The sequence below is a fragment of the Paenibacillus pini JCM 16418 genome, assembly GCF_000576305.1.
Taxonomy (GTDB): domain Bacteria; phylum Bacillota; class Bacilli; order Paenibacillales; family Paenibacillaceae; genus Paenibacillus_AQ; species Paenibacillus_AQ pini.
Map to the genome: position 1 here is coordinate 1 of NZ_BAVZ01000005.1, position 21,048 is coordinate 21,048.

At 43.4% G+C, this 21,048-nt stretch carries 21 protein-coding genes, 10 tRNA genes and 2 pseudogenes; 31 read left to right on the top strand and 2 right to left on the bottom strand.

Translation table 11 applies throughout. The features are described 5' to 3' along the window. Positions 1–55 precede the first annotated feature (55 nt). From JCM16418_RS08925 to JCM16418_RS09005, 17 genes and pseudogenes are all read left to right on the top strand, one after another. Positions 56–131: transfer RNA gene (locus JCM16418_RS08925), tRNA-Phe, on the top strand. A 31-nt stretch (positions 132–162) separates the two neighbouring features. Then, positions 163–238: transfer RNA gene (locus JCM16418_RS08930), tRNA-Thr, on the top strand. A gap of 6 nt (positions 239–244) precedes the next feature. Then, positions 245–329: transfer RNA gene (locus JCM16418_RS08935), tRNA-Tyr, on the top strand. 9 nt (positions 330–338) lie between these two features. Continuing rightward, positions 339–412 (top strand) — tRNA-Trp (locus JCM16418_RS08940). Between the two features lie 22 nt (positions 413–434). Beyond that, positions 435–510 (top strand) — tRNA-His (locus JCM16418_RS08945). 14 nt (positions 511–524) lie between these two features. After that, positions 525–599: transfer RNA gene (locus JCM16418_RS08950), tRNA-Gln, on the top strand. 6 nt (positions 600–605) lie between these two features. Beyond that, a tRNA-Gly gene (locus JCM16418_RS08955) sits at positions 606–680 on the top strand. Between the two features lie 10 nt (positions 681–690). After that, positions 691–764: transfer RNA gene (locus JCM16418_RS08960), tRNA-Cys, on the top strand. A gap of 12 nt (positions 765–776) precedes the next feature. Beyond that, positions 777–853 (top strand) — tRNA-Arg (locus JCM16418_RS08965). Between the two features lie 18 nt (positions 854–871). After that, a tRNA-Leu gene (locus JCM16418_RS08970) sits at positions 872–951 on the top strand. A 211-nt stretch (positions 952–1,162) separates the two neighbouring features. Then, positions 1,163–1,468, top strand: coding sequence for a hypothetical protein (locus JCM16418_RS08975; protein ID WP_036647885.1), 306 nt, complete (start codon positions 1,163–1,165; stop codon positions 1,466–1,468). A gap of 67 nt (positions 1,469–1,535) precedes the next feature. Beyond that, positions 1,536–2,210 carry a PspA/IM30 family protein gene (locus JCM16418_RS08980; protein ID WP_036647887.1) on the top strand — a complete coding sequence of 225 codons (675 nt, stop codon included), beginning with the start codon at positions 1,536–1,538 and terminating at the stop codon, positions 2,208–2,210. Between the two features lie 4 nt (positions 2,211–2,214). Continuing rightward, positions 2,215–2,721, top strand: a complete 507-nt coding sequence (locus JCM16418_RS08985) for a PspC domain-containing protein (protein ID WP_036647889.1) — start codon at positions 2,215–2,217, stop codon at positions 2,719–2,721. Between the two features lie 3 nt (positions 2,722–2,724). Further along, entirely contained in the window at positions 2,725–3,444 is a 720-nt protein-coding gene (locus JCM16418_RS08990; protein WP_036647891.1) for a PspA/IM30 family protein, read from the top strand. 145 nt (positions 3,445–3,589) lie between these two features. Beyond that, positions 3,590–4,237 carry a cell wall-active antibiotics response protein LiaF gene (liaF, locus tag JCM16418_RS08995; protein ID WP_036647894.1) on the top strand — a complete coding sequence of 216 codons (648 nt, stop codon included), beginning with the start codon at positions 3,590–3,592 and terminating at the stop codon, positions 4,235–4,237. A 26-nt stretch (positions 4,238–4,263) separates the two neighbouring features. After that, complete coding sequence (locus tag JCM16418_RS09000; RefSeq protein ID WP_036647896.1) at positions 4,264–5,343, top strand: sensor histidine kinase; 1,080 nt, start codon at positions 4,264–4,266, stop codon at positions 5,341–5,343. Next, positions 5,321–5,970 (top strand): annotated as a pseudogene (locus JCM16418_RS09005) (response regulator transcription factor). The gene JCM16418_RS09000 and the pseudogene JCM16418_RS09005 overlap by 23 nt, the downstream one beginning before the upstream one ends. An 84-nt stretch (positions 5,971–6,054) precedes the next feature. Here the strand turns inward: JCM16418_RS09005 and JCM16418_RS09010 are convergent. Next, positions 6,055–6,402 carry a hypothetical protein gene (locus tag JCM16418_RS09010; protein WP_148298773.1) on the bottom strand — a complete coding sequence of 116 codons (348 nt, stop codon included), beginning with the start codon at positions 6,400–6,402 and terminating at the stop codon, positions 6,055–6,057. A gap of 138 nt (positions 6,403–6,540) precedes the next feature. Between JCM16418_RS09010 and JCM16418_RS09015 the strand changes: the two genes are divergently transcribed. The 4 genes and pseudogenes from JCM16418_RS09015 to JCM16418_RS09030 all read left to right on the top strand — a co-directional run bounded on the left by JCM16418_RS09015 (position 6,541) and on the right by JCM16418_RS09030 (position 11,427). Further along, positions 6,541–7,317, top strand: coding sequence for a YwmB family TATA-box binding protein (locus JCM16418_RS09015; RefSeq protein ID WP_036647902.1), 777 nt, complete (start codon positions 6,541–6,543; stop codon positions 7,315–7,317). Positions 7,318–7,513: 196 nt separating this feature from the next. Beyond that, positions 7,514–9,063: pseudogene (zwf, locus tag JCM16418_RS09020) on the top strand (glucose-6-phosphate dehydrogenase). A gap of 29 nt (positions 9,064–9,092) precedes the next feature. Then, the gene (locus tag JCM16418_RS09025) at positions 9,093–9,722 is read left to right on the top strand and encodes a cyclase family protein (RefSeq protein ID WP_036647905.1); all 630 of its coding nucleotides are present in this window, start codon (positions 9,093–9,095) and stop codon (positions 9,720–9,722) included. A 121-nt stretch (positions 9,723–9,843) separates the two neighbouring features. Further along, complete coding sequence (locus JCM16418_RS09030; protein ID WP_036647908.1) at positions 9,844–11,427, top strand: peptide chain release factor 3; 1,584 nt, start codon at positions 9,844–9,846, stop codon at positions 11,425–11,427. 88 nt (positions 11,428–11,515) lie between these two features. Here JCM16418_RS09030 and JCM16418_RS09035 read toward each other — a convergent pair whose 3' ends face one another. Next, entirely contained in the window at positions 11,516–11,749 is a 234-nt protein-coding gene (locus JCM16418_RS09035; protein ID WP_036647912.1) for a small acid-soluble spore protein SspI, read from the bottom strand. Between the two features lie 130 nt (positions 11,750–11,879). On the opposite strand from JCM16418_RS09035, the gene JCM16418_RS09040 reads away from it, so the two are divergent. The 10 genes from JCM16418_RS09040 to phnG all read left to right on the top strand — a co-directional run bounded on the left by JCM16418_RS09040 (position 11,880) and on the right by phnG (position 21,039). Then, entirely contained in the window at positions 11,880–12,542 is a 663-nt protein-coding gene (locus JCM16418_RS09040) for a potassium channel family protein (protein WP_036647914.1), read from the top strand. 28 nt (positions 12,543–12,570) lie between these two features. Continuing rightward, on the top strand, positions 12,571–13,371 hold the full coding sequence (locus tag JCM16418_RS09045) for a TrmH family RNA methyltransferase (protein WP_036647917.1): 801 nt from the start codon (positions 12,571–12,573) through the stop codon (positions 13,369–13,371). Positions 13,372–13,499: 128 nt separating this feature from the next. After that, positions 13,500–13,697 (top strand): hypothetical protein, encoded by a 198-nt coding sequence (locus tag JCM16418_RS24905; RefSeq protein ID WP_052020191.1) that lies wholly within the window; start codon positions 13,500–13,502, stop codon positions 13,695–13,697. Positions 13,698–13,850: 153 nt separating this feature from the next. Then, positions 13,851–14,570 (top strand): AAA family ATPase, encoded by a 720-nt coding sequence (locus tag JCM16418_RS09055; RefSeq protein ID WP_036647923.1) that lies wholly within the window; start codon positions 13,851–13,853, stop codon positions 14,568–14,570. 167 nt (positions 14,571–14,737) lie between these two features. Further along, the gene (locus JCM16418_RS09060) at positions 14,738–15,406 is read left to right on the top strand and encodes a TVP38/TMEM64 family protein (protein WP_036647925.1); all 669 of its coding nucleotides are present in this window, start codon (positions 14,738–14,740) and stop codon (positions 15,404–15,406) included. Between the two features lie 227 nt (positions 15,407–15,633). Continuing rightward, positions 15,634–16,752 (top strand): putative 2-aminoethylphosphonate ABC transporter substrate-binding protein, encoded by a 1,119-nt coding sequence (locus JCM16418_RS09065; protein ID WP_036647927.1) that lies wholly within the window; start codon positions 15,634–15,636, stop codon positions 16,750–16,752. 209 nt (positions 16,753–16,961) lie between these two features. After that, positions 16,962–17,999: a putative 2-aminoethylphosphonate ABC transporter ATP-binding protein gene (locus JCM16418_RS09070; protein ID WP_036647929.1), complete on the top strand. Its 1,038-nt coding sequence runs from the start codon at positions 16,962–16,964 to the stop codon at positions 17,997–17,999. Positions 18,000–18,062: 63 nt separating this feature from the next. Further along, positions 18,063–19,733: a putative 2-aminoethylphosphonate ABC transporter permease subunit gene (locus JCM16418_RS09075; protein ID WP_036647931.1), complete on the top strand. Its 1,671-nt coding sequence runs from the start codon at positions 18,063–18,065 to the stop codon at positions 19,731–19,733. 45 nt (positions 19,734–19,778) lie between these two features. Further along, the gene (locus tag JCM16418_RS09080; RefSeq protein WP_036647935.1) at positions 19,779–20,564 is read left to right on the top strand and encodes a DeoR/GlpR family DNA-binding transcription regulator; all 786 of its coding nucleotides are present in this window, start codon (positions 19,779–19,781) and stop codon (positions 20,562–20,564) included. Beyond that, positions 20,551–21,039 (top strand): phosphonate C-P lyase system protein PhnG, encoded by a 489-nt coding sequence (phnG, locus tag JCM16418_RS23670; protein ID WP_052020162.1) that lies wholly within the window; start codon positions 20,551–20,553, stop codon positions 21,037–21,039. The genes JCM16418_RS09080 and phnG overlap by 14 nt, the downstream gene beginning before the upstream one ends. The last annotated feature ends 9 nt before the right edge of the window (positions 21,040–21,048 follow it).

Below are 21,048 nucleotides of genomic sequence, written 5' to 3' on the forward strand. Positions count from 1 at the left end.
TTATCTTATTGATTCATTTCTGTGATGGAATTGATTATCAGTAGAGCCTTTATAAGGCTCGGTAGCTCAGTCGGTAGAGCAGAGGACTGAAAATCCTCGTGTCGGCGGTTCGATTCCGTCCCGAGCCACCATTGTACTTTATAAATGCATATTTAATGATTGGCCGGTGTAGCTCAACTGGTAGAGCAACTGACTTGTAATCAGTAGGTTGGGGGTTCAAGTCCTCTCGCCGGCACCATATCATGGAGGATTAGTGAAGTGGCTAAACACGGCAGACTGTAAATCTGCTCTCATCGAGTTCGGTGGTTCGAATCCATCATCCTCCACCATTTTATTTTAGGGGCATAGTTTAAAGGTAGAACAACGGTCTCCAAAACCGTTGGTGTGGGTTCAATTCCTGCTGCCCCTGCCATTGAAATTTTATAGTTAATACGGCGATCGTGGCGAAGGGGTTAACGCACCGGATTGTGGTTCCGGCATTCGTGGGTTCGAGACCCATCGGTCGCCCCATTTTCATTCTTTGTTGGGGATTAGCCAAGCGGTAAGGCAACGGACTTTGACTCCGTCACGCATAGGTTCAAATCCTATATCCCCAGCCATTTTATGCGGACGTGGCTCAGCGGTAGAGCATCGCCTTGCCAAGGCGAGGGTCGCGGGTTCGATTCCCGTCGTCCGCTCCAATTTCAATATGGCGCCATAGCCAAGTGGTAAGGCACAGCTCTGCAAAAGCTTTATCCCCAGTTCAAATCTGGGTGGCGCCTCCATTATTATAATTTGCGCCCTTAGCTCAGCTGGATAGAGCGTTTGACTACGAATCAAAAGGCCAGGAGTTCGAATCTCTTAGGGCGCGCCATTTTTAAAAATTGAATAAGCCGGTGTGGCGGAATTGGCAGACGCGCGCGACTCAAAATCGTGAGGGAAACCGTGGGGGTTCAAGTCCCTCCATCGGCATCATTAAGGAAGAAGCTTTGGATTATATCCAGAGCTTCTTCCTTTTTTGCGTATATTTAGATGCATCATAATGGAGGGTAGGGGTCAAAGGTCTAAGATCAGCCCCGCCTAAGGTCTAGGTAGAAAAACCGTCTGTAGTCTGTTTTGGAAAAGTACATTTACACCTAGAATAAAGACATAAGGTTGATGCAATGAAAGGCGGTGAGAATGTATGAAAGCAAATCGTGCTAGCGGAACGGCTATTGTGCTAATCGTGATTGGAGCTTTGATGCTGACAGGAATGTTCGCACCATTGTTAGGAAGATTGTTAGGGCTACTGTTTCCCATCATAATGATCGCATTAGGTTACTATGGTATTAAAAGAGGAAGAGTGGTGATTGGTACCATAATTCTTGCGATTGGTATCTTGTCTCTTTTGGCGAAATTGTCATGGATTATCGGACCGATCCTCGGGATCGCATTGGTAATCTTCGGTATATCGCTTTTGAAGGGTAAGAGAGGGAGCTACAGATCTTAAACCTCATAAACTAAGGCATAAATAAAAAGTAATGAATAACAAATGGAGTGAGGAGGGAGCAAATATAATGAGCGTTTTTCGCAGAGTACGCGATATAACAGTAGCTACACTAAATGAGAAATTAGAACAAAGTCAGGACCCAGTTCGATTAATTGATCAGTTCCTAGCATCAACACGTGATGATATCATGGATGCCGAAAAACTGGTGCAACAGTATGCTTCGCATACGAGACAGCTGAAGCAGCAAGTAGATCAGGCTACTTCCATGAAGAATAAACGTGAAGAGCAGGCTCTTTTAGCCCTAAAGGCTGGGGAAGATCATCTAGCGAAGCTTGCACTGCAAGAAAAGATTATATATGAAGAAAAGTTGGAGCAATATGGAGGTCTTTTGGAAACAACAAGAGATTCTTTACAGCAGCTTGAAGAACAATTAAATGAACTCAAAATGGAATATCAGACGGTATATAGTAAACGTCAGTATTATACCGCCCGTATGGAGACATTACGACTCCAGCAACGCATGAATCAGCGCATGGAAGGTATGGGTGGGCAGGACGTTCCGAAGATGTTCGGACGACTTGAGGATCGAATTTCAGATTGGGAATTTGAGGCCAAGAGTTTACGTGATTTACGCAAAATGGGTCAGGAATACGTTGATCAGGCTAGTGAAACGGTCTCCAGCGTACTTGAAAGAGAGCTTGCCCGTCTGAAGCAGAAGCTGAACAACAGCGGAAAGGAGTAACCGTATGAGTAAATTATACCGTTCGACCCGTAATAAGATGGTCACAGGGCTCTGCGGTGGTCTATCGGAAAACATAGGTATAAACACCACATTGCTACGAGTTCTTCTACTGGGTAGTGTTCCTTTTACTGGTGGAACAACAGTATTCATTTATTTCATAGCAGCACTAGTCATTCCAAAGGAGCCTGTGATTCCGTATAATCCTTTCGGACCGGGTCCACAAGGACCTGGTGGTTATTATGGTAACGGCTATGGGCATAGTACAGGAGGAGATTTCGGTCGCTACCAATCCGAGCCTCAGGCTGCAAATGGACCGTTTGGTTCGCAGTCACAGTCATATGATCTAAGAGGTCAATTTAATGGTTCCTCTTTTAGCAGTACCCCTAACGGTTATAAGTCACAAGCATCTGATCTAGATTCCATGATGGAAGATATCGAGAAAAAGGCAATGAAGAAAGAGCTTGAAGATCTAAAAAGAAAACTATCTAAGTACGAGAAGGGAGAAGTGTAAGATATGGGAGTATTTAAACGAATTAAAGATATGACTAAGGCGTCGGTGAATGAAGTATTGGATAAGGTGGAAGACCCAATTGTAATGTTAAATCAGTATCTGCGTGATATGGAGGCAGAAATTCATGAGGCAGAGGTTACGGTTGCGAAACAAATGGCAAACGAACGCCGGATGAAACAGCGTGTAGAGGAAGCTGTAAAAATGGCTGGTCAGCGTGAAGCTCAGGCTGAATTGGCATTGAAGAATGGTCAAGAAGAAGTAGCACGTAAGCTTCTGGAAGAGAAGATTTATTTTGATCAAAAACTATCTGAATACCAAGGTCTACATCATCAAGCAGACGCTCAAGCGAAGGAACTTGTACAACAGCTTCATGATATGAAAGATGAGTTCTACAAAATGCGTAACAAACGCAATGAGCTTGTAGCTCGTGCACAAATGGCTAAAGCGAAGAAACAAATGTCGCAAATCAGCAGCTTGCATACGATTGAAAGTGGAAGTGCGTCGCTTGGATTCCACCGTATGGAAGAGAAGATCATGCAGCTTGAAGCTGAGGCAGATGTAATGCATGCACCATACCGTCCAGCAGGTTCTAGCTTTACAAGTCCAGTTGATGCAGAGAAACAACTTAAAGTGGAAGAACAGCTCAATGCATTAAAGAGTAAGCTGAACCCTTCCAATAATACGCAGTCACCTGCGGCTTCTGCAAAATTGAACAAGGAATAAGTGTTGCTTCCCGTAAACAATATGATATGCTAGGAAAGGAAAAGCCATACTGGTGTGTTTTCACACTACTATGGCTTTTCCCAACTTATAACGAATCAGTTAATTTGGGCAAGGTATCTATATAACGATCTAAAGGAGGTGCGACATGGAAAGGAGAAACCAAGTTATTGCGTTGATTCTCGTCGGAGTGGGATTATTAATGCTGGTTGGGAGATGGATTAGCTTCTTTACTATCGTCGCACTTCTGTTTTTGCTATTGGGTATTTATACCATACGCGGTGGTAAAATTAAACGAGGATATAGATTACTCGCGGTAGGAGCGATTCTGCTTCTAGTTGACCATTTGATTCTAGTGCTTGGCATTATATTTATTTCATTAGGCTTATTCTTTAGAAAAGCCAAAAAGATTCAACCCAAAGCAGACTTTATTCAAAAGCAGAGCTTCATGTCTAGTTTCGATTGGGATATGTCCCCATGGGTAATGCGAAGTCAAAGTGTCTGGCATGTGCTAGGTGAAGCGGATATAGATTTATCATTGGCTCTACCAGAGGATCGCTACACTGTGATGATGTTTCAGGGAATTATGGGTGATGTTGATATTGACATTCCTGATTATTACGGTGTAGAGATTGAAGCTTCAATTCTGTTCGGTTCGATTGAGTTCAAGGGTCAGCGAGAGAATGGAATGATGAATCGTCTGAGTTGGAAATCGGGCAATTATGACACGAGTGAGTATAAAGTTAAATTCGTTATTTCTTATTTAATTGGTGATGTTGATATTTCGATTTCATAAAAGTAAGAAAGGAGAGGGGTTCCCTCATGGAAAAGAAAAAGTCGGTTAATATGGTTTCTAGAAGTATGGGCGAGGGAGCCCTTCTTTCTTTTGTCTTGCTAGTCATTATATTCTATGTATTGTATACATACGGTTACTTAGCGCCTTTTGATTCTTGGAAAAGATATTTACAAGCTGGAACCACACTGATACTGGTGCCTATAGGTTTAGGTGCTACATATGGCTTCTACCAAAGCTATCGATTAAAACGTAAGCTGGAGCTACTGCGTGAAACTCTTCTATCTTGGGAGAAGGGCAACGTAGCCCGTTCTGTACCTGAGCTGGGTTGGGACGAAATAGGCCGATTAGGTGAACAGCTAGGGCGAATCAGTAAAAAGTGGGAGGAGCAGGTGACGTCACTTCAGCGATTGTCCACTAATAATGCTCAACTCGCAGAGCAAGCACGTGTCACTGCGATTATCGAAGAGAGACAGAGACTTGCACGCGAGCTCCATGATGCTGTATCGCAGCAGCTATTCGCAATTTCAATGACAGCTACGGCTGTGGGAAGAACATTACTGAAGGATTTTGATAAGGCACAGAGACAAATCGCATTAATAGAAGAAATGGCGGCGGTAGCGCAATCTGAGATGAGAGCCTTACTTCTGCATTTACGTCCTGTTTATCTGGAGGGTAAGCCGTTAGAGCAGGGGTTAAGGGAGCTAGTTAAAGAGCTTCAAGTGAAGGTGCCGATGGAAATTGCATTCGAGATGGATGAGGGAATACAATTGGTGAAAGGGATCGAGAACCATTTGTTCCGGATTATTCAAGAGGCTATGTCTAATGCGCTGCGGCATTCCAAGGCAAACAAAATGGACATTCGAATTCATTTACGGCAAGATGCGGTAAAGGTGCTGCTACGAGACGATGGAATTGGATTTGAAATGAATGATAAGAAACAGACCTCATATGGTCTATCCAATATGCAGGAACGGGTAAATGAGATCGGTGGATCCATTCAATTTATTACTGCACCGGGTAAAGGAACTCGAATTGAGATCACCGTTCCTATAGTCAATGAAGATAAAGAAGGAGATGAAGATCATGGAAATGGAAAATCAAATTAAGGTTCTATTGGTTGATGACCATGAAATGGTCAGAATCGGCCTTGCAGCCGTCCTGGGTACAGAAGAGGGAATTGAGGTTGTAGGAGAAGCTGGGAGCGGTGAAGAAGGCATAAGGCTCGCACGTGAGTATAAGCCTGATGTCGTGCTAATGGATCTAGTCATGGATGGGATGGACGGAATCGAAGCTACAAGACAGTTGTTGAAGCTTTATCCCGAATGCAAAGTTATTGTACTAACCAGCTATTTGGACGATGAGAAGATGTATCCGGTCATTGAAGCAGGCGCATTCAGTTATCTACTCAAGACTTCGAGAGCGAGCGAAATTGCTGAGGCTATACGAGCGGCAGCTCGTGGTCAGTCTGTACTTGAATCACAAGTGGCTTCGAAGATGATGAACCGCTTTCGCCATCCTCAAACGGAGGTTCCTGCCTATAAAGAACTGACAGAACGAGAGATGGATGTACTGAAGCTGCTGGCCAAAGGTAAATCCAATCAAGAAATTGCGGATGATTTAATTATAGGAATTAAGACGGTCAAGTTTCATGTAACAAATATTTTGGCAAAACTGGATGTAGATGATCGGACTCAGGCGGCTATTTATGCTATAAGAATGGACTAGCAGAATAAAACACGTATGGACAGTATAAAACCCGAAAGCCCTGATGAAATATCAGAGGTTTTCGGGTTTTTGTGTTAGAAGGTCTTGTGATATTAGATGAGAAATAGAAGGGCAACCGAAGTTAAGCCGAGTGCAAGTCCGCTTGCATACCCACCACCAAATCCACTTAATGCAGGTGTCGTAGATGTGGATTGGGTTTTTGTAGAGGAAGAACGGCGTTTTTTGCCGGCTTTGGTTTGCTTTTTCGTAATCTGAGCATGGCCTTTTTGAGGTTCTCTTTTGCCATCTAAAATGATGCAGCCGTCCCTGCAGTCCGTGAGTATGCCGAAAAAACTGCGCCCGTCATGGCAACAAACACGAACCATTCTGCCGCAATGCGACCGTATATGTTCTTGGGTTAGAGGAAAGATCGGAATCATGGATGTATAGATGCCTCCCAATTCGTTTTGAGATCAGTGTATTCACGACTAGGCCATTGTGGTCTAGACGATGACCCAAATTATGATAAAGCGTATAAACCCTTCTGAAACGGACATGCTTTTTAATAGATTCATAGATTCAGTAGGGAGGGATTACATATGATGCAAGTACGGAGCTTACTTAAAAAATATATGATTATGGCAATCATTATTATTGTGATTTTTGGAGCGGGAGTCTGGACAAATCATCTGAAGGCTGAGGCGGTGAAAGCAAGCGGTGGAGAACTACAGACCTTAATTACAATGGGACATCGAGCTGCTGAAGGTACCATACGTGTTATTTCGAAATGGCAAGGGACATGGAACGTGGATCCCAAGTTCGAGGGAAATGCATTCCCATTAGATGCAGCGAAACAACTCGCTCGGCGTCTTCAATTACCTGAAGTACAGCAAATTGAAGAGAGCGGACACATCGCTTATCGCGTTTTGGATGAACGGAATGAAGTAAATATCAGATTCAATTGGGAGGAGATTTCCTCTACGCAAAGCTATGTTATTGTTCAGTTTGAGACTGAAAATAAGGACTCCCTAGGATTTATGGAACAAATACAAGATGAAGCAGGACAACAAATGAAGGATTTCGGCATCGATGCAGTATGGAATGGAGCCGTCCAGGGAACGGTTAAGGGGGAAGGTAAAGTTCAGGATGTTATGAAACTTGCAGAATCTAAATTACTTACTTCTTTATCCGCTGTTCGGGCTGAAACTTATGAAGATGTGTCTACGATTAGTAACTCCTATGAAGTTCCTTCATTGGCAGCACGTATCAATAGTGAAGGGCGATGGCTGAATATGCAAATGGCTGTGCATAAAATTAGTGGAAGTGAGAACACGAGAATAACGATTGGATTGCCTGTGATTACCATTGAATATTAATGGATAAATATTGAAAAACAGATGCGTTTTCATGAATGTTCAGAAAATCATAGTGTTTTTGTCAGGAATGGGATAGCATCATTTATACGAATATGCTAAAATGGCATCACATCATTTTTATATCTGTAAAGAGACAGTTATAATGATGCCTTTTGTATAAAAATACACTAAATTACATAGGAAAGAATGAGGAGCCATGGCTGAAAATCAAAATATTGAAGCATTGCAGACACCTGGTGCAGTATTTTTTATTTTCGGGGCAACCGGAGATTTGGCGAGACGCAAGCTTTTTCCTGCAATATATAGTTTGTACCGTGAAGGTAAATTGCTGAGGATTTCGCCGTCATTGGTGTGGCGCGTCGCCCGCGTTCCCAGGAAGAGTTTCGCGAAGATCTCTTTCAATCGATTCAGGAATTTTGTCGCTATAAAGCAGAAGACAATGAGGAATGGAAATCTTTTGCACAGCATTTTGAATATAAATCCTTAGATATTAATAATGTTGAGGGATTCCATGAACTACATGATCAAACCGTACAATTGGAAGAGAAGTTCCATATTCCAGGCAACCGATTATTCTATCTTGCGCTTGCACCTGAGTTGTTCGGAAGCGTATCTTACAATTTGCAAAAAGGCGGCATGTTGGATAGTGCTGGTTGGAACCGTCTTGTCATTGAGAAGCCTTTTGGTTACGATCTAGAATCGGCTAAAACGCTTAATGAACAAATTCGTGAAGTCTTTAAAGAAGAAGAGATTTACCGGATCGACCATTACCTAGGAAAGGAAATGGTGCAGAATATAGAAGTGATTCGGTTTGCGAATGCATTCTTCGAGCCTTTGTGGAATAATAAGCATATTTCGAATATTCAAATTACACTGAGCGAAACAGTCGGTGTTGAAGAACGCGGTGGATATTACGATCATGCGGGAGCGCTTCGCGACATGGGTCAAAATCACATGCTGCAAATGCTTACGATGATTGCGATGGAGCCGCCAAGCCGTCTGCTTCCGGAGGATATCCGAGATGAGAAGGTTAAAGTACTCCGTTCGCTTCGTCCTTATGCTACTAGCGAGGAAGTGGAGAAGAACGTTGTACGCGGTCAATACGTGAAAGGTAATGCACGTGGACGCGAGCTTCCTGCATATCGTGAGGAAGATAAAGTGAATCCAGAGTCTAATACCGAAACGTATTTTGCAGCTCGCTTATTCGTAGATAATTTTCGCTGGGCGGGAGTACCGTTCTATATTCGTACAGGTAAGAGACTGCCTGTTAAAACAACTGAAATCGTTGTTGAATTCCAAGGTATGCCTAACAATGTATATCTAGGTCAAAAGCATAAGCTTGAACCTAACTTGCTTGTGATCCGGGTCAATCCGATGGAAGGCATTTATGTTAAAATTAATGCTAAGAAACCGGGATCTGAGTCAGAAATTGAGCCACTAGCAATGGATTTCTGCCAAAGCTGCATGGTGGGTATTAACTCGCCCGAAGCGTATGAGCGTCTTCTACATGATGCAGCGCGTGGTGAATCGACTTACTTCACGCGTTGGGATGAAGTGGCATCTGCGTGGTCATTTGTAGACAAGATTGCTGAAGCTTGGGCACAGAATCCAGCAGATCATGCAGAGTATCCAGCAGGTTCTTGGGGACCTAAGAAGGCTGATGAGATGCTAGCAGCGGGCGGTCACCACTGGTGGCCAGTAAGCGGACAGGACGAAGACAGCGTTGTATGGCAAGTAAATAAATAATTATATGACCCCAGCATGGAGGTACGTACATGGCACAAAACATTTATGATATCTCAATGACCATTGAACTGGGCATGCAGGTATATAAGAATAAAGAAGAGAAGAAGCCTGAAATCATCAATATGTCGAACTTCGAGACGGGTCGTTCTTATGAGTCACGTCTTAGTATGGATGTCCACTGTGGTACACATGTGGACGCTCCGCTTCATATGCTGAAAGATGGCGATACGATTGAGACCATAAGTCTTCAACAATTGGTGGGACCAGCTCGGGTGCTGGACCTGACTCATGTGAAGGACGGTATCACGAGAGAAGACCTGCTGCCACATAATCTGCAAAAGGGAGAATGGATTTTATTTAAGACATCGAATTCCTTCTCTGATGAATTTGATTTCGAATTCGTTTACTTGCTTGAAGATGGTGCGCAGTACTTAATTGAAGCGGGTGTTCGCGGCGTTGGTACCGATGGGCTAGGAATTGAACGGGCACAGCCTGAATATACTACCCATCGTCCCCTGCTCAAGAACAATGTCGTTATTGTAGAAGGATTGCGTCTTAAGGATATTAATCCAGGTCATTATTTTCTGGTGATTGCACCTCTTAAACTAACAGGGATTGATGCGGCTCCTGCACGCGCATTCTTGATGGATCCGCCTTGAGTTTTCATTAAAGACATGACTTCAACAAGTCATCCTCATGCAGTGTAATGCATGGGGGTGATTTGCGTACAGAATGTGGTACAATTAAAGACATGAATTTAGTGATGAAGGGAATAGTGAAATGACCAAAGCAATTGATCAGGCTTTGCAGAAGGAAGTAGACAAACGCAGAACGTTTGCGATTATCTCTCACCCGGATGCAGGTAAAACAACATTAACGGAGAAGCTGCTTTTATTTGGGGGCGCGATCCGTTTAGCAGGTACAGTAAAGGCTCGTAAAGCTAGTAAACATGCAACCAGTGACTGGATGGAAATTGAAAAGCAACGGGGAATCTCGGTTACCTCTTCCGTCATGCAATTCGATTATCTAGATCACCGGATTAATATTTTGGATACCCCAGGTCACCAAGATTTCAGTGAGGACACGTATCGTACGCTTACAGCAGCCGATAGTGCAGTCATGCTGATTGACGTAGCAAAGGGTGTGGAAGCACAGACCATTAAACTGTTTCAAGTGTGTGCTAAGCGCGGTATTCCTATTTTCACATTTATTAATAAACTTGACCGTGAAGGACGTAGTCCGATCGAGCTGATGGAAGAGCTGGAGCAAGTTCTAGGTATTCGCTCTGTTCCTATGAACTGGCCTATCGGTACGGGTCGCGAGTTATGCGGCGTTTATGACCGTATGAACAATCAAGTAGAATTATTTCAGGGTAACGACCATTCTACGATCAAAGTACAAAAGGTCAAAGATTACAATGATCCAATTATTCGTGAGATGGCTGGGGAGTACTTGCATGATCAGTTGTGTCAGGATCTGGAGCTACTGGATGTAGCGGGCGATCCGTTTGATTTGGAGAAAGTTCAGAAAGGTGAACTAACCCCACTATTCTTCGGAAGCGCTATTAATAACTTTGGTGTTCAAACTTTCCTTGAGAACTTCATGAAGCTTGCGCCTAAGCCAGAGCCTAGACATAGCGCAGTGGGTATGATTGAGCCTACGAATAATAAATTTACAGGCTATGTCTTTAAAATCCAAGCGAATATGAACCCTGCTCACCGCGACCGGATTGCGTTCTTACGAATTGTATCAGGTAAGTTCGAGCGTGGTATGAGTGTTAAACATATGCGTATGGGCAAAGATATCAAATTGGCGCAGCCGCAGCAGTTTTTAGCACAGGATCGGGATATTGTCGATGTAGCTTATCCTGGTGATATTATTGGTTTATTTGATCCAGGTATTTTCCGCATTGGGGATTCATTAAGCCAGTTAAATGATGTCGTATTTGATGAATTACCTACGTTCTCACCTGAGATTTTTGCAAAGGTTACGGTTAAGAATGCTTTGAAGCATAAGCAGTATCAAAAGGGTATTGATCAACTAACGGAAGAAGGAACGATTCAGGTATTCCGGACAGCCAGCTTTGATGACACGATTCTTGGTGTTGTTGGTCAATTGCAATTTGAAGTATTTGAGTACCGGATGAAGGGTGAATATGGTGTAGATGTGCAATTACAGCGTATGCAATATCAATTCGCGCGCTGGATCATTGATGATCAAATTGATCCATCTAAATTCCGGATTAACTCAACGCTCGTGAAGGATAAGAAAGATAACTATGTGGTTCTGTTCGAGAACGAGTACGCAATGCGTACAGCGATGGAGAAGAATCCGACGGCTAAATTCCTTGAGAATGCGCCTTAAGTCATGATTCAAATCGCATGAATTTACTAATAAATAACCCTCAGCTTGTAGTCGCTGAGGGTTATTTTTGCAATATAAGGGTGAAAGCTTAAGTCAACGGACCCGGTGTTACACTTTGAAGATGTTCATGGGCGATATGGATGAGCTGATCTTGTTCTTTTGTATCCATGTTCTTCCACATCATCTCAAAGACAGCCCCAAGTCCTGGCAACGCCTGTTCTGGACCATCGACAGATCCTTCAATCATCTCACGCAGTTCGGCTTCATTCTTTCCGTGGGTTTTGTGGACAATAGCTTGACGCAAGTCGAGTGTAATGGGCATGGGTATCCCTCCAGTTAGGTAGTTAGCTTTCGTTCTTTAATGTGTCCTAGACTGTGCTACTAAATTCAAGTTTTTCTTGCACTGTGATATAATAAGCGGGATAAACACTCATAACCCGGGGGGTTAATACATGGCTAAAAAACAGTACGCCGTTATAGGCATGGGGCGCTTCGGTTTCAGTGTGGCGAATGCACTCAGCGGTATGGGGTTTGACGTACTGGCAATTGATTCTGATGAACAGCGCACACAAGCGGTTTCTAATATAGTGACACATGCTGTGTCTGCGGATTCTACGGATGAGGAGGCACTTCGAGCTCTAGGTATTCGTAATTTTGAGGTGGTCGTTGTAGCGATTGGAGAAGATATTCAGTCGAGTATTTTGACAACGTTGATCCTGAAGGATATTGGGGTCGAGACGATTATTGTAAAAGCTCAGAATGAGCTGCATGGTAAGGTTCTGCAAAAGATTGGCGCAGATAAAGTCATTTATCCGGAACGTGATATGGGGATGCGTGTTGCCCATCATTTGACTTCACCAAATGTACTGGATTATATCGAAATATCTGATGATTACAGCATTCTAGAGATGAAAGTTGCAAAAGATATGATAGGTAAGAATCTAAGACAGCTCGATGTTCGTGCTCGATTTGGTTGCAATGTTATGGCCATTAAACATGGTACAAAGATGGATATATCTCCTTATGCGGATGCTCCTCTGAAGGAAGGCGACATTCTGGTTATTGTAGGCGAGAAGATGGATTTGACGAAAATAGAGCTAGCCTATCCTAAATAAGCTGGTTATGAGTAAGGACGGAACTTTCATGGATATACTATCTACACAAAATGCGCGTGTAAAAGAATGGGCGCAACTTCTTGAAAAGAAGCATAGGGACAAACAACATAAGTATATTGTAGAAGGCATACATCTGGTGCTGGAGGCGCTTCGCTCCGATGCTGATATTGAAATTATCGCTTATGATATGGAGTGTGGCATTCCACAAGAACTGCGTTCTTTGCAGAATGCTAGCGACGGAGCAGAATGGATCGGCGTTTCATCCGCAGTACTTAGTAAATGTACGGATACCAAAACACCACAGCCTGTGTTTGCGGTCATTCATAAGCGAATAGCTGACTTCGAGCGTTTGCTAGAAAATGACCACAGTCTGGTTGTTGTTCTGGATGCAGTGCAGGATCCGGGTAATGTCGGTACCATGATCCGCAGCGCCGATGCTGCTGGAGCGGATGGTGTCATTGTAGGACGAGGTTCTGCGGATATATATAATCCTAAAACGATTCGCTCAACGATGGGGTCTATATTCCATATCCCCGTGATCGAAGGGGATCTATTGGATCTTATTCCGCAGGCTCAGGATAAGGGAGCAAGGATTATTAGTACAAGCCTGCAAGCGCAGGAGACATGCTATCAGTATGATTTCAGCGGTAGCTCAGCTTGGATACTTATGGGCAACGAAGCTCAAGGGGTGTCCGCTGAGTTACAGGAGATGGTTGACGATTCGCTCATCATACCGATGGGTGGACAAGCAGAGTCGCTGAACGTGGCAATGGCAGCCACGGTGCTGTTATTTGAGGCGATGCGGCAGCGGGAGTTTTCGAGCAAATAAAAGCAACAATAATATGAAAAGAGATGGCGTGTAGACACAGCTATTTCTTTTCTTTTTTTCATCGATTCGGTTTTCAAAGATAATGAGGTATAGAATCGAAGGGAATAGAGAAAAATATGGAAGAGGCGATGAAGAGGAAAGGAGTGAATGTATTGGACATTACACTACAAGCTGATGAGGTTATTAATCGCATCAGACAACTTCAATCAAACGGAGCAACGGTAAGTAAGAAACAAGTAAAGCAAAGTGATCCTGAATTAATGAGAAATGCGTTATTTCATTTCCCGAGCTGGGATCATGCATTGAAAAACGCAGAGTTATTATAGAAATGGTTTTGAAAAAAGGCAGGTAGGCCGCAGAACAGATCTTTTGCGACCTACCTGCCTTTTTTATGTATGACAAAGGATAGCATTCATATATAACATTAATTAAATTAAATGCTAGAATGAATGGGAGTAATGGTAAAGGAGATGAGATCATTGTATCTACGAAGTCTTCAAATTCTAAAGAATGAATCATACGACCCAAGCCGATATCCTTTTACAATACCATCGATTAAGCAGCTAGAGTCGCTCTCATTCAGCAGTAACGTTACTTTTTTGGTCGGGGAAAATGGTTCGGGGAAGTCGACGCTACTTGAGGGCATTGCGGATCAATGTGGTTTCAATACCGCTGGTGGTGGCAAGAACAACTACTATGAGGTCGATGCAGCGCAGTCCATTTTGGGACAGCATATTCGATTATCTTGGCTTCCTAAAGCTACAAATGGCTTCTTTTTAAGAGCGGAAACCTTCTATCAATTTGCATCTCATCTAGATACGATACCAGGAAGTCTGAGATTTTATGGCGGTCGTTCATTACATAAACAATCTCACGGGGAAGCTTTTTTGTCCCTGTTTAATCATCGGTTCGGGAAAGGTGCGATTTATCTACTCGATGAACCCGAAGCAGCTCTCTCCCCAGCAAGGCAGTTGGCTTTACTTCGAGTAATTAAGGACTTAGAGAATGAAGCCCAATTTATTATTGCTACGCATTCTCCTATTTTACTGGGATATCCGAATGCACAAATAATGAATTTCGATGAGGTGCCAATACAGGAAGTCCGTTATGAGGATACACTCCACTATATTCTGACTCGGAGATTCTTGGAGAATCGGGAATCTGTGTTAGAAGAATTGTTTCGAGATGATGAAGAATGACTATCTAGTAGAGGAAACGCATCCTCTGCTCTTTTTTTTATATATACGTCGGTTTACTTGGTCGATCCAGATGCTATAGTAAGTTACAGTCCATTTTCATATTCACGAGGTATGATCATTCTGAACAAGATAAGTTTTTATGAGTCGGGAAGGTGGCAATTTAAATCTTGAATAGAGAAAATAAATCAGAACTTGCCAAGAAGCGTTGGGCAGCGTTCCTCACGATCATCGGTGTCCTTCTGGTAATATGTACGTATATGTACTTGTTGCGTAACGGTGAGGTGCATCGTTTTTTTGTACAAGTTCACGAGCTTGGTTTCATAGGTATCTGCCTTGCTGTTGCGATTCAAACCTTCATTAACATCGTTCCGATACCGGGTGAGTTCACATCTGTTCTATTAATGGAATTGTATGGCCCAATTTGGGGTGGATTCTATTCGTGGCTAGGCGGATTTCTTGGGGCAATCGGTGCATATTTGCTGATGGGAAGCATGTCTAAACCTTTTGAATCCTATTTAAAAAGCTCCAAGGTATTTAACAAAGTTGAACATTTTGTTGTGAAGCGTAAATCGGCAAGCTTGCTCATTGTGCGAATTCTACCTATTATCCCCTTTCACCTGATTAACTATATGGCAGGAATGCTTAGGCTGAATCTACGTAGTTTTATATGGACAACGGCAGTGGGAATCATCCCCTTCCATGTGGCCTCTAGTATCGTGTATGCCGGAGTAAAACAAGGATCTCTAGTATGGGGAATATTAGGACTAGCAATATTAGCATTACTTGCAATCGTCGGATGGATGGTAGGTAAGCGCTATAACGCACTATCTAATTAAATGCTTTTTCTATTCGTTGTAAAGCGGTTAACTATATTCATACAAAGTTTACAATTATAATCCCAACATCAAATTAAAAACAAACCAAAAACAAAATAAAACAATCAATTAATGTGGGTTTAATCCCTGTATTACAATTGCTCTCTATAGTTGGGTTATGAACGGTCAAGCACCTGTTTATAAGTTCTACCAACTATCTGAACATTTGAGGGAGAGAGTAATCGGACATGAGAAAACCTTTATTAGCTGTATTTGCATTGCTATTATCATTCAGTATGCTAACAGCATGCGGTACAAAGAATCAAAGCAATACCGATTCAGCGAAAGGCTCAGACTCGACAAGTGGTACTGTTGCTAAGGCAGAGGGCAGTAAGGACAAAGATAAAGACAGCAAAGAACTTACAATATATACAGCACTCGAAGATGATCAAATGGAGACGTATTTAGCAACGTACAAGGCACAGCACCCTGATGTTAAATTGAATTTCGTTCGCGACTCCACGGGCGTTATCACGGCTAAACTCTTGGCTGAGAAGGATAACCCTCAAGCAGACTTAGTATGGGGACTTGCGGCTACAAGCCTACTTGTACTGGATCAGAACGGGATGCTAGAAGGTTATTCACCTAAAGGTGTAGATCGTATCCAAGCGGACTTTAAGGATAAGAACGCCCCAGAACATTGGGTTGGCATTGATGCTTGGGAAACTGCATTCGTTGTGAATACGAAGGAAATGGAAAAACGTAAACTTGCGATTCCAAAAAGCTATGCTGATCTAATTAAGCCAGAGTATAAAGGGCTGATTACGATGCCGAATCCATCATCTTCTGGTACGGGCTTCCTTACCGTTTCTGGTCTGGTACAGTTAATGGGTAAAGACAAGTCATGGGATTATATGAATAAGCTGAATGACAATATCGCGATGTATGTACATTCCGGTTCGAAACCGGCAAAAATGGCGGGTACGGGCGAATATCCAATTGGTATTTCCTTTGGATACCGTGGTATTGAAGAAGCGAAGAAGGGTTCCCCCGTTGTAACTGTGTTCCCTGCCGAAGGTTCGGGATGGGATTTAGAAGCGAATGCTCTTATGAAGAAGTCGGACGTGAAACCTGAAGCGAAGGAATTTCTGGATTGGGCCATCTCTGATGATGTTATGAAAGAATACAATAAGAATTATGCTATTCTGGCCGTGAAAAGTGATACAACTACAATTCCTGAGGGTTACGAGAAAGATCCGGTTAAACAGCTGATTAAGAATGATCTAGGTCAGGCTGCTAAGGACCGTAACAGCATTTTGTCAGAGTGGACGAAGCGTTACGATTCGAAGAGCGAGCCTAAATCGTAAACAGCATGTAAAGCTGATGCAAAGATTCTTTTGTATCAGCTTTTTTTTACCCGAAAATAGTGGGTTTTCAGTGTGTTTAAGCTGTAGTTACAACAAAAAACAACCAAATCATACGAATAACACAATTTTAACATGGAGTTTAATGTGCTATGACAATTGGTCTTTATACTGAGTTTATCAACACAATCCATGAACCGAGGGAGGCAATCATGTCACAAGCGTACCTATCGATCAAAGGTATTAACAAGACGTTCGGCCGCTTTCAGGCACTTCGCAATATAGACCTCGATATTGATAAAAATGAATTTGTTTGCTTACTCGGCCCAAGTGGTTGCGGCAAGACGACGCTATTGCGAATCATAGCTGGACTAGAAACGCCAACGAGCGGCAGCATTACTGTTGGTGGCCGAGATATTACATTACTTCCTCCTGCTAAACGAAACTTTGGCATGGTATTTCAATCCTACGCCCTATTCCCTAATCTTACAGCTTATCAAAATGTGGCGTACGGCCTGCATGGCCGCAAACTCTCGCGCAAAGAAGTTGATAAGAAGGTCTGCGAGGTACTCGAACTAGTTGATCTTCTTCATCTGCGTAATCAGTATCCTGCCCAGCTCTCAGGAGGCCAGCAGCAACGGATTGCTCTAGCAAGGGCGATTGTGCTCTCACCAGATTTCCTACTATTAGATGAACCCCTATCTGCACTAGATGCCAAGGTACGAGTGAAGCTACGCCAAGATATCCGTGAATTGCAGGAACGTATCGGCATTACGACGATCATGGTAACACATGATCAGGAAGAGGCCTTGACCATGGCGGATCGAATTGTGGTTATGCAGGATGCTAAGGTTATGCAGATTGGTTCACCACAGGAAGTATATGAGCAGCCCAAATCGCCATTTGTTGCTGATTTTATCGGAGCAATTAATTTTATTCCCGGAGAAAATAGTGCGCCGGAACAAGCTGAATGTTCACAGTTAGCCTTAAGACCAGAGCATATTCGAATTGCTCCCCAAGGGGAAGGAATACGGAGTATTGTCCGTAGCATTGAGTTCCGTGGCCCCTTTTACCGGCTATCTTTATTGTTACAGGATGAATGGGGCAGACATACAGAGCAACGGATTACAGTGGATGTGTCCGCACATATATCCAGTCACTTGAACTTGGATAAGGATTCCGTTGTGTGGCTAGAATTACCACCTGAGAAGCTCATTTCCTTCAGGGAGCCTGAAGTGGTCAAGGTATAAAGCAATCTGTAGAGGAGTACGGTAGATGATTCTCTTACGAAAAATGCGGCGTAAGCAAGCGGAATGGAGCTTCTCCAGCGCCTACTAGTTATGCTGACGGTGCTAAGTCTGTTGATCGCCATTCTGATCCCGCTATGGTCGCTGCTAAGCAAAGCTTTTCTCGACAATAAAGGTAGCTATATCGGATTTGCTAATTTCCTAACGTATTTTGGCACACCTGCGTTAACCCGCTCGATTTCACATACGCTATTCATTTCCATTGTGTCTACGCTAATCGCGGTCACCCTTGCTTTCGGATATGCGTATGGAGTGAACCGTTCTCAAATACGTGGTAAAGCGTTCTTCAATGCGATAGCGATGCTTCCGTTGTTCGCTCCAACCATGATGCATGGGATTTCATTAACGTACTTATTCGGTAATCAGGGATTGATTACGACAGGGTTCTTCGGTCATTTACCTTTCTCGGTAGACATTCATCTTTATGGACCTGTAGGTATTATCATTTCTGAAATTATTTATATTTTCCCGCAAGCCTACTTAATCTTCATTACCGCCCTAACAGTGACAGACTTTCGCCTCTATGAGGCATCAGAAAGTCTCGGCGCAGGCAAGATACGCAGATTCCTAACCATCACATTACCCTCGATTAAATATGGCCTTATCAGCGCGATTTTTGTCTGCTTTACAGCAAGTTTCACCGATTTCGGAGCGCCGCAGGCGGTTGGGGGGCAGTACAATGTGCTGGCGACGGACATCTATAAGCAGGTCATTGGTCAGCAAAATATGTCCATGGGCGCAGTGGTCGGAATCATCCTGACCATCCCAGCATTTATAGCCTTCGCCGCCGACCGATTCGTGGAACGGAAGCAGCGTTCCATTCTCTCTGCCAAATCGACTCCGTACCGGATCGGACAGGGAAAATGGAGGGATCGGTCGTTCACCGTCTTCTGCTGGGTCATTGCGCTAGCGATTCTAACGCCGCTCGTAACTACATTATACGCGTCACTCATTCAGGTCTGGCCTTATAAGCTGAACTTTACGCTAGCTCATTTTGATTTCTCCCATGTGGCTGCCGGAGGTTTGTCTCCATTCTGGAATAGCTTAGAGGTATCCGTACTAACCTCTGTCATTGGAACGCTAGCTGCCTTCATCTTTGCTTATTTTATTGAAAAAACAAGATATTTAAAGGGACTACGCCAATTTGGGTATTTCCTATCCATCTTACCGCTTGCTTTGCCAGGCATGGTTGTTGGGCTTGCCTTTATTTTTTTCTTTAATAACCCCAATAATCCTCTGAATGGGATATACGGTACGCTCTGGATTATTGTGCTGGCGAATATTGTCCATTTCTACTCCGTGCCATTTATTACGGCTACCACATCGCTCAAAAAGCTCGATCGTGAGTTCGAGCTGGTCTCGGAGTCGATGCGCGTACCCTTTTATAAAACATTCTTTAGGGTTACTGTGCCCATGTCTTTACCTGCCATTATCGAAATCGCCGTGTATCTATTCGTGAACTCCATGGTGACGGTATCAGCAATTGTGTTCTTACGTCCTGCAGATTTCAATCTGGCTTCTGTATCGATTGTCAATATGGATGATGCAGGAGATACGGCAGCAGCGGCGGCGATGGCATCCCTTATTGTGGTGACGAACGTGGCAGTGCGCGGCATATACCAATGGTTTGTACGTAAGGTGAGAAGACGTACGGAAGCATGGCAAACACATCAATAACCAAATGATTTCACTTAGATTGCTACTTAGACGGAGGCTTAAAGAATGTCACTCATTGGTGAAGAACGCAAAGAAACGATATTAAATCTACTTAATTTGGAAGGAAAGGTTAAGACATTTGATCTTGTAGAGAAGCTCAAGGTTTCATCTGAGACGATCCGAAGATACCTAGAGGAACTCGAGAATGAGAACAAGCTGAAACGAGTATATGGCGGTGCAGTTAAGCTCAATATTGACCGTGAGGAGCTATCGTATTTTAAAAGAGAAGTGCTGCACGCAGATGAGAAAAGACGCATTGGGCGGGCGGCCGCCTCGTTAGTTGAGGATGACGATGTGATTTTCATAGACGATGGCACGACAACACTTCAGGTCATTGATTATTTACAGAGTAAAAAAAATATAACCGTACTAACGACCATGGTCGCCGCGCTGCACAGACTGATTGATTATAAAAATAAAGGTTTGTTCTCTGGGGAGATTTATTTTATCGGAGGATGGGTGGATGCAGTGCAGTCACGGGTTTCTGGCAGCATAGCCGAAGAAATGGTCTCTCGGTTTCACCCGGATAAGGCATTTGTTTCAATCGACGGGATGATGATGAACCATGGGATTACAGGATTTCATGCAGAGCGCGGACAATTGGTGCGAAAGGTCATTGAACGTTCTAAACAAAGTATTGTGCTGTCAGATCATTCGAAATTTGGTCAAGTTCAGTTCTATAAGATTGCTGATATGAAGGAAATGGATTACATCATTACGGATGTTGCCGCACCTAAAGATTGGTTGAAATATTTAGCTGATAATGATGTGCAGTGGATTGAAGCAGAATGATCAGGAAGTGAGTGGAAAAGGAGATGACTTCATCGTGGTTGATGTTAAAGCGTGTACACAGATTTTATCCGGAATCCCTATGGAGCTGCTTACCAGTTGGAAGAAATCAATAGAATGCATTGGTGAGATTGAGGTTATTCATACGCCTAATATGGGGCTTGTCATGATGAGGGCAGAGGAATCGGTAGCGCGGGACTTGTTTAATGTTGGAGAAATCCTGATATCAGATGCGACGGTTTCGGTGGATGGGGTCATGGGCTATGGCATCACCATGGGTAACAGCCCGGATAAAGCTTATGCACTTGCGTTAATCGATGCTGTGTTCCATGCAGATGAAGCAAAGTGGGGGTCTGTGAAAAGGAATCTAGCGGACTGGCTTACAGAGCAGGGACAGGAGCAGAAGATCGCTGCTCAGAAGCGATTCTCCTTAACACGTCGAACGTTGGTTGACTTTGAAGTCATGGATGATGATTAAGTTTTAGTT

Bases quoted from the DNA above. Each gene is read 5' to 3' on its own strand.
- JCM16418_RS08975 (WP_036647885.1), top strand. From the start codon at position 1,163: ATGAAAGCAAATCGTGCTAGCGGAACGGCTATTGTGCTAATCGTGATT.
- JCM16418_RS08980 (WP_036647887.1), top strand. From the start codon at position 1,536: ATGAGCGTTTTTCGCAGAGTACGCGATATAACAGTAGCTACACTAAAT.
- JCM16418_RS08985 (WP_036647889.1), top strand. From the start codon at position 2,215: ATGAGTAAATTATACCGTTCGACCCGTAATAAGATGGTCACAGGGCTC.
- JCM16418_RS08990 (WP_036647891.1), top strand. From the start codon at position 2,725: ATGGGAGTATTTAAACGAATTAAAGATATGACTAAGGCGTCGGTGAAT.
- liaF (WP_036647894.1), top strand. From the start codon at position 3,590: ATGGAAAGGAGAAACCAAGTTATTGCGTTGATTCTCGTCGGAGTGGGA.
- JCM16418_RS09000 (WP_036647896.1), top strand. From the start codon at position 4,264: ATGGAAAAGAAAAAGTCGGTTAATATGGTTTCTAGAAGTATGGGCGAG.
- JCM16418_RS09015 (WP_036647902.1), top strand. From the start codon at position 6,541: ATGATGCAAGTACGGAGCTTACTTAAAAAATATATGATTATGGCAATC.
- JCM16418_RS09025 (WP_036647905.1), top strand. From the start codon at position 9,093: ATGGCACAAAACATTTATGATATCTCAATGACCATTGAACTGGGCATG.
- JCM16418_RS09030 (WP_036647908.1), top strand. From the start codon at position 9,844: ATGACCAAAGCAATTGATCAGGCTTTGCAGAAGGAAGTAGACAAACGC.
- JCM16418_RS09035 (WP_036647912.1), bottom strand. From the start codon at position 11,749: ATGCCCATTACACTCGACTTGCGTCAAGCTATTGTCCACAAAACCCAC.
- JCM16418_RS09040 (WP_036647914.1), top strand. From the start codon at position 11,880: ATGGCTAAAAAACAGTACGCCGTTATAGGCATGGGGCGCTTCGGTTTC.
- JCM16418_RS09045 (WP_036647917.1), top strand. From the start codon at position 12,571: ATGGATATACTATCTACACAAAATGCGCGTGTAAAAGAATGGGCGCAA.
- JCM16418_RS24905 (WP_052020191.1), top strand. From the start codon at position 13,500: ATGAAGAGGAAAGGAGTGAATGTATTGGACATTACACTACAAGCTGAT.
- JCM16418_RS09065 (WP_036647927.1), top strand. From the start codon at position 15,634: ATGAGAAAACCTTTATTAGCTGTATTTGCATTGCTATTATCATTCAGT.
- JCM16418_RS09070 (WP_036647929.1), top strand. From the start codon at position 16,962: ATGTCACAAGCGTACCTATCGATCAAAGGTATTAACAAGACGTTCGGC.
- JCM16418_RS09075 (WP_036647931.1), top strand. From the start codon at position 18,063: ATGGAGCTTCTCCAGCGCCTACTAGTTATGCTGACGGTGCTAAGTCTG.
- JCM16418_RS09080 (WP_036647935.1), top strand. From the start codon at position 19,779: ATGTCACTCATTGGTGAAGAACGCAAAGAAACGATATTAAATCTACTT.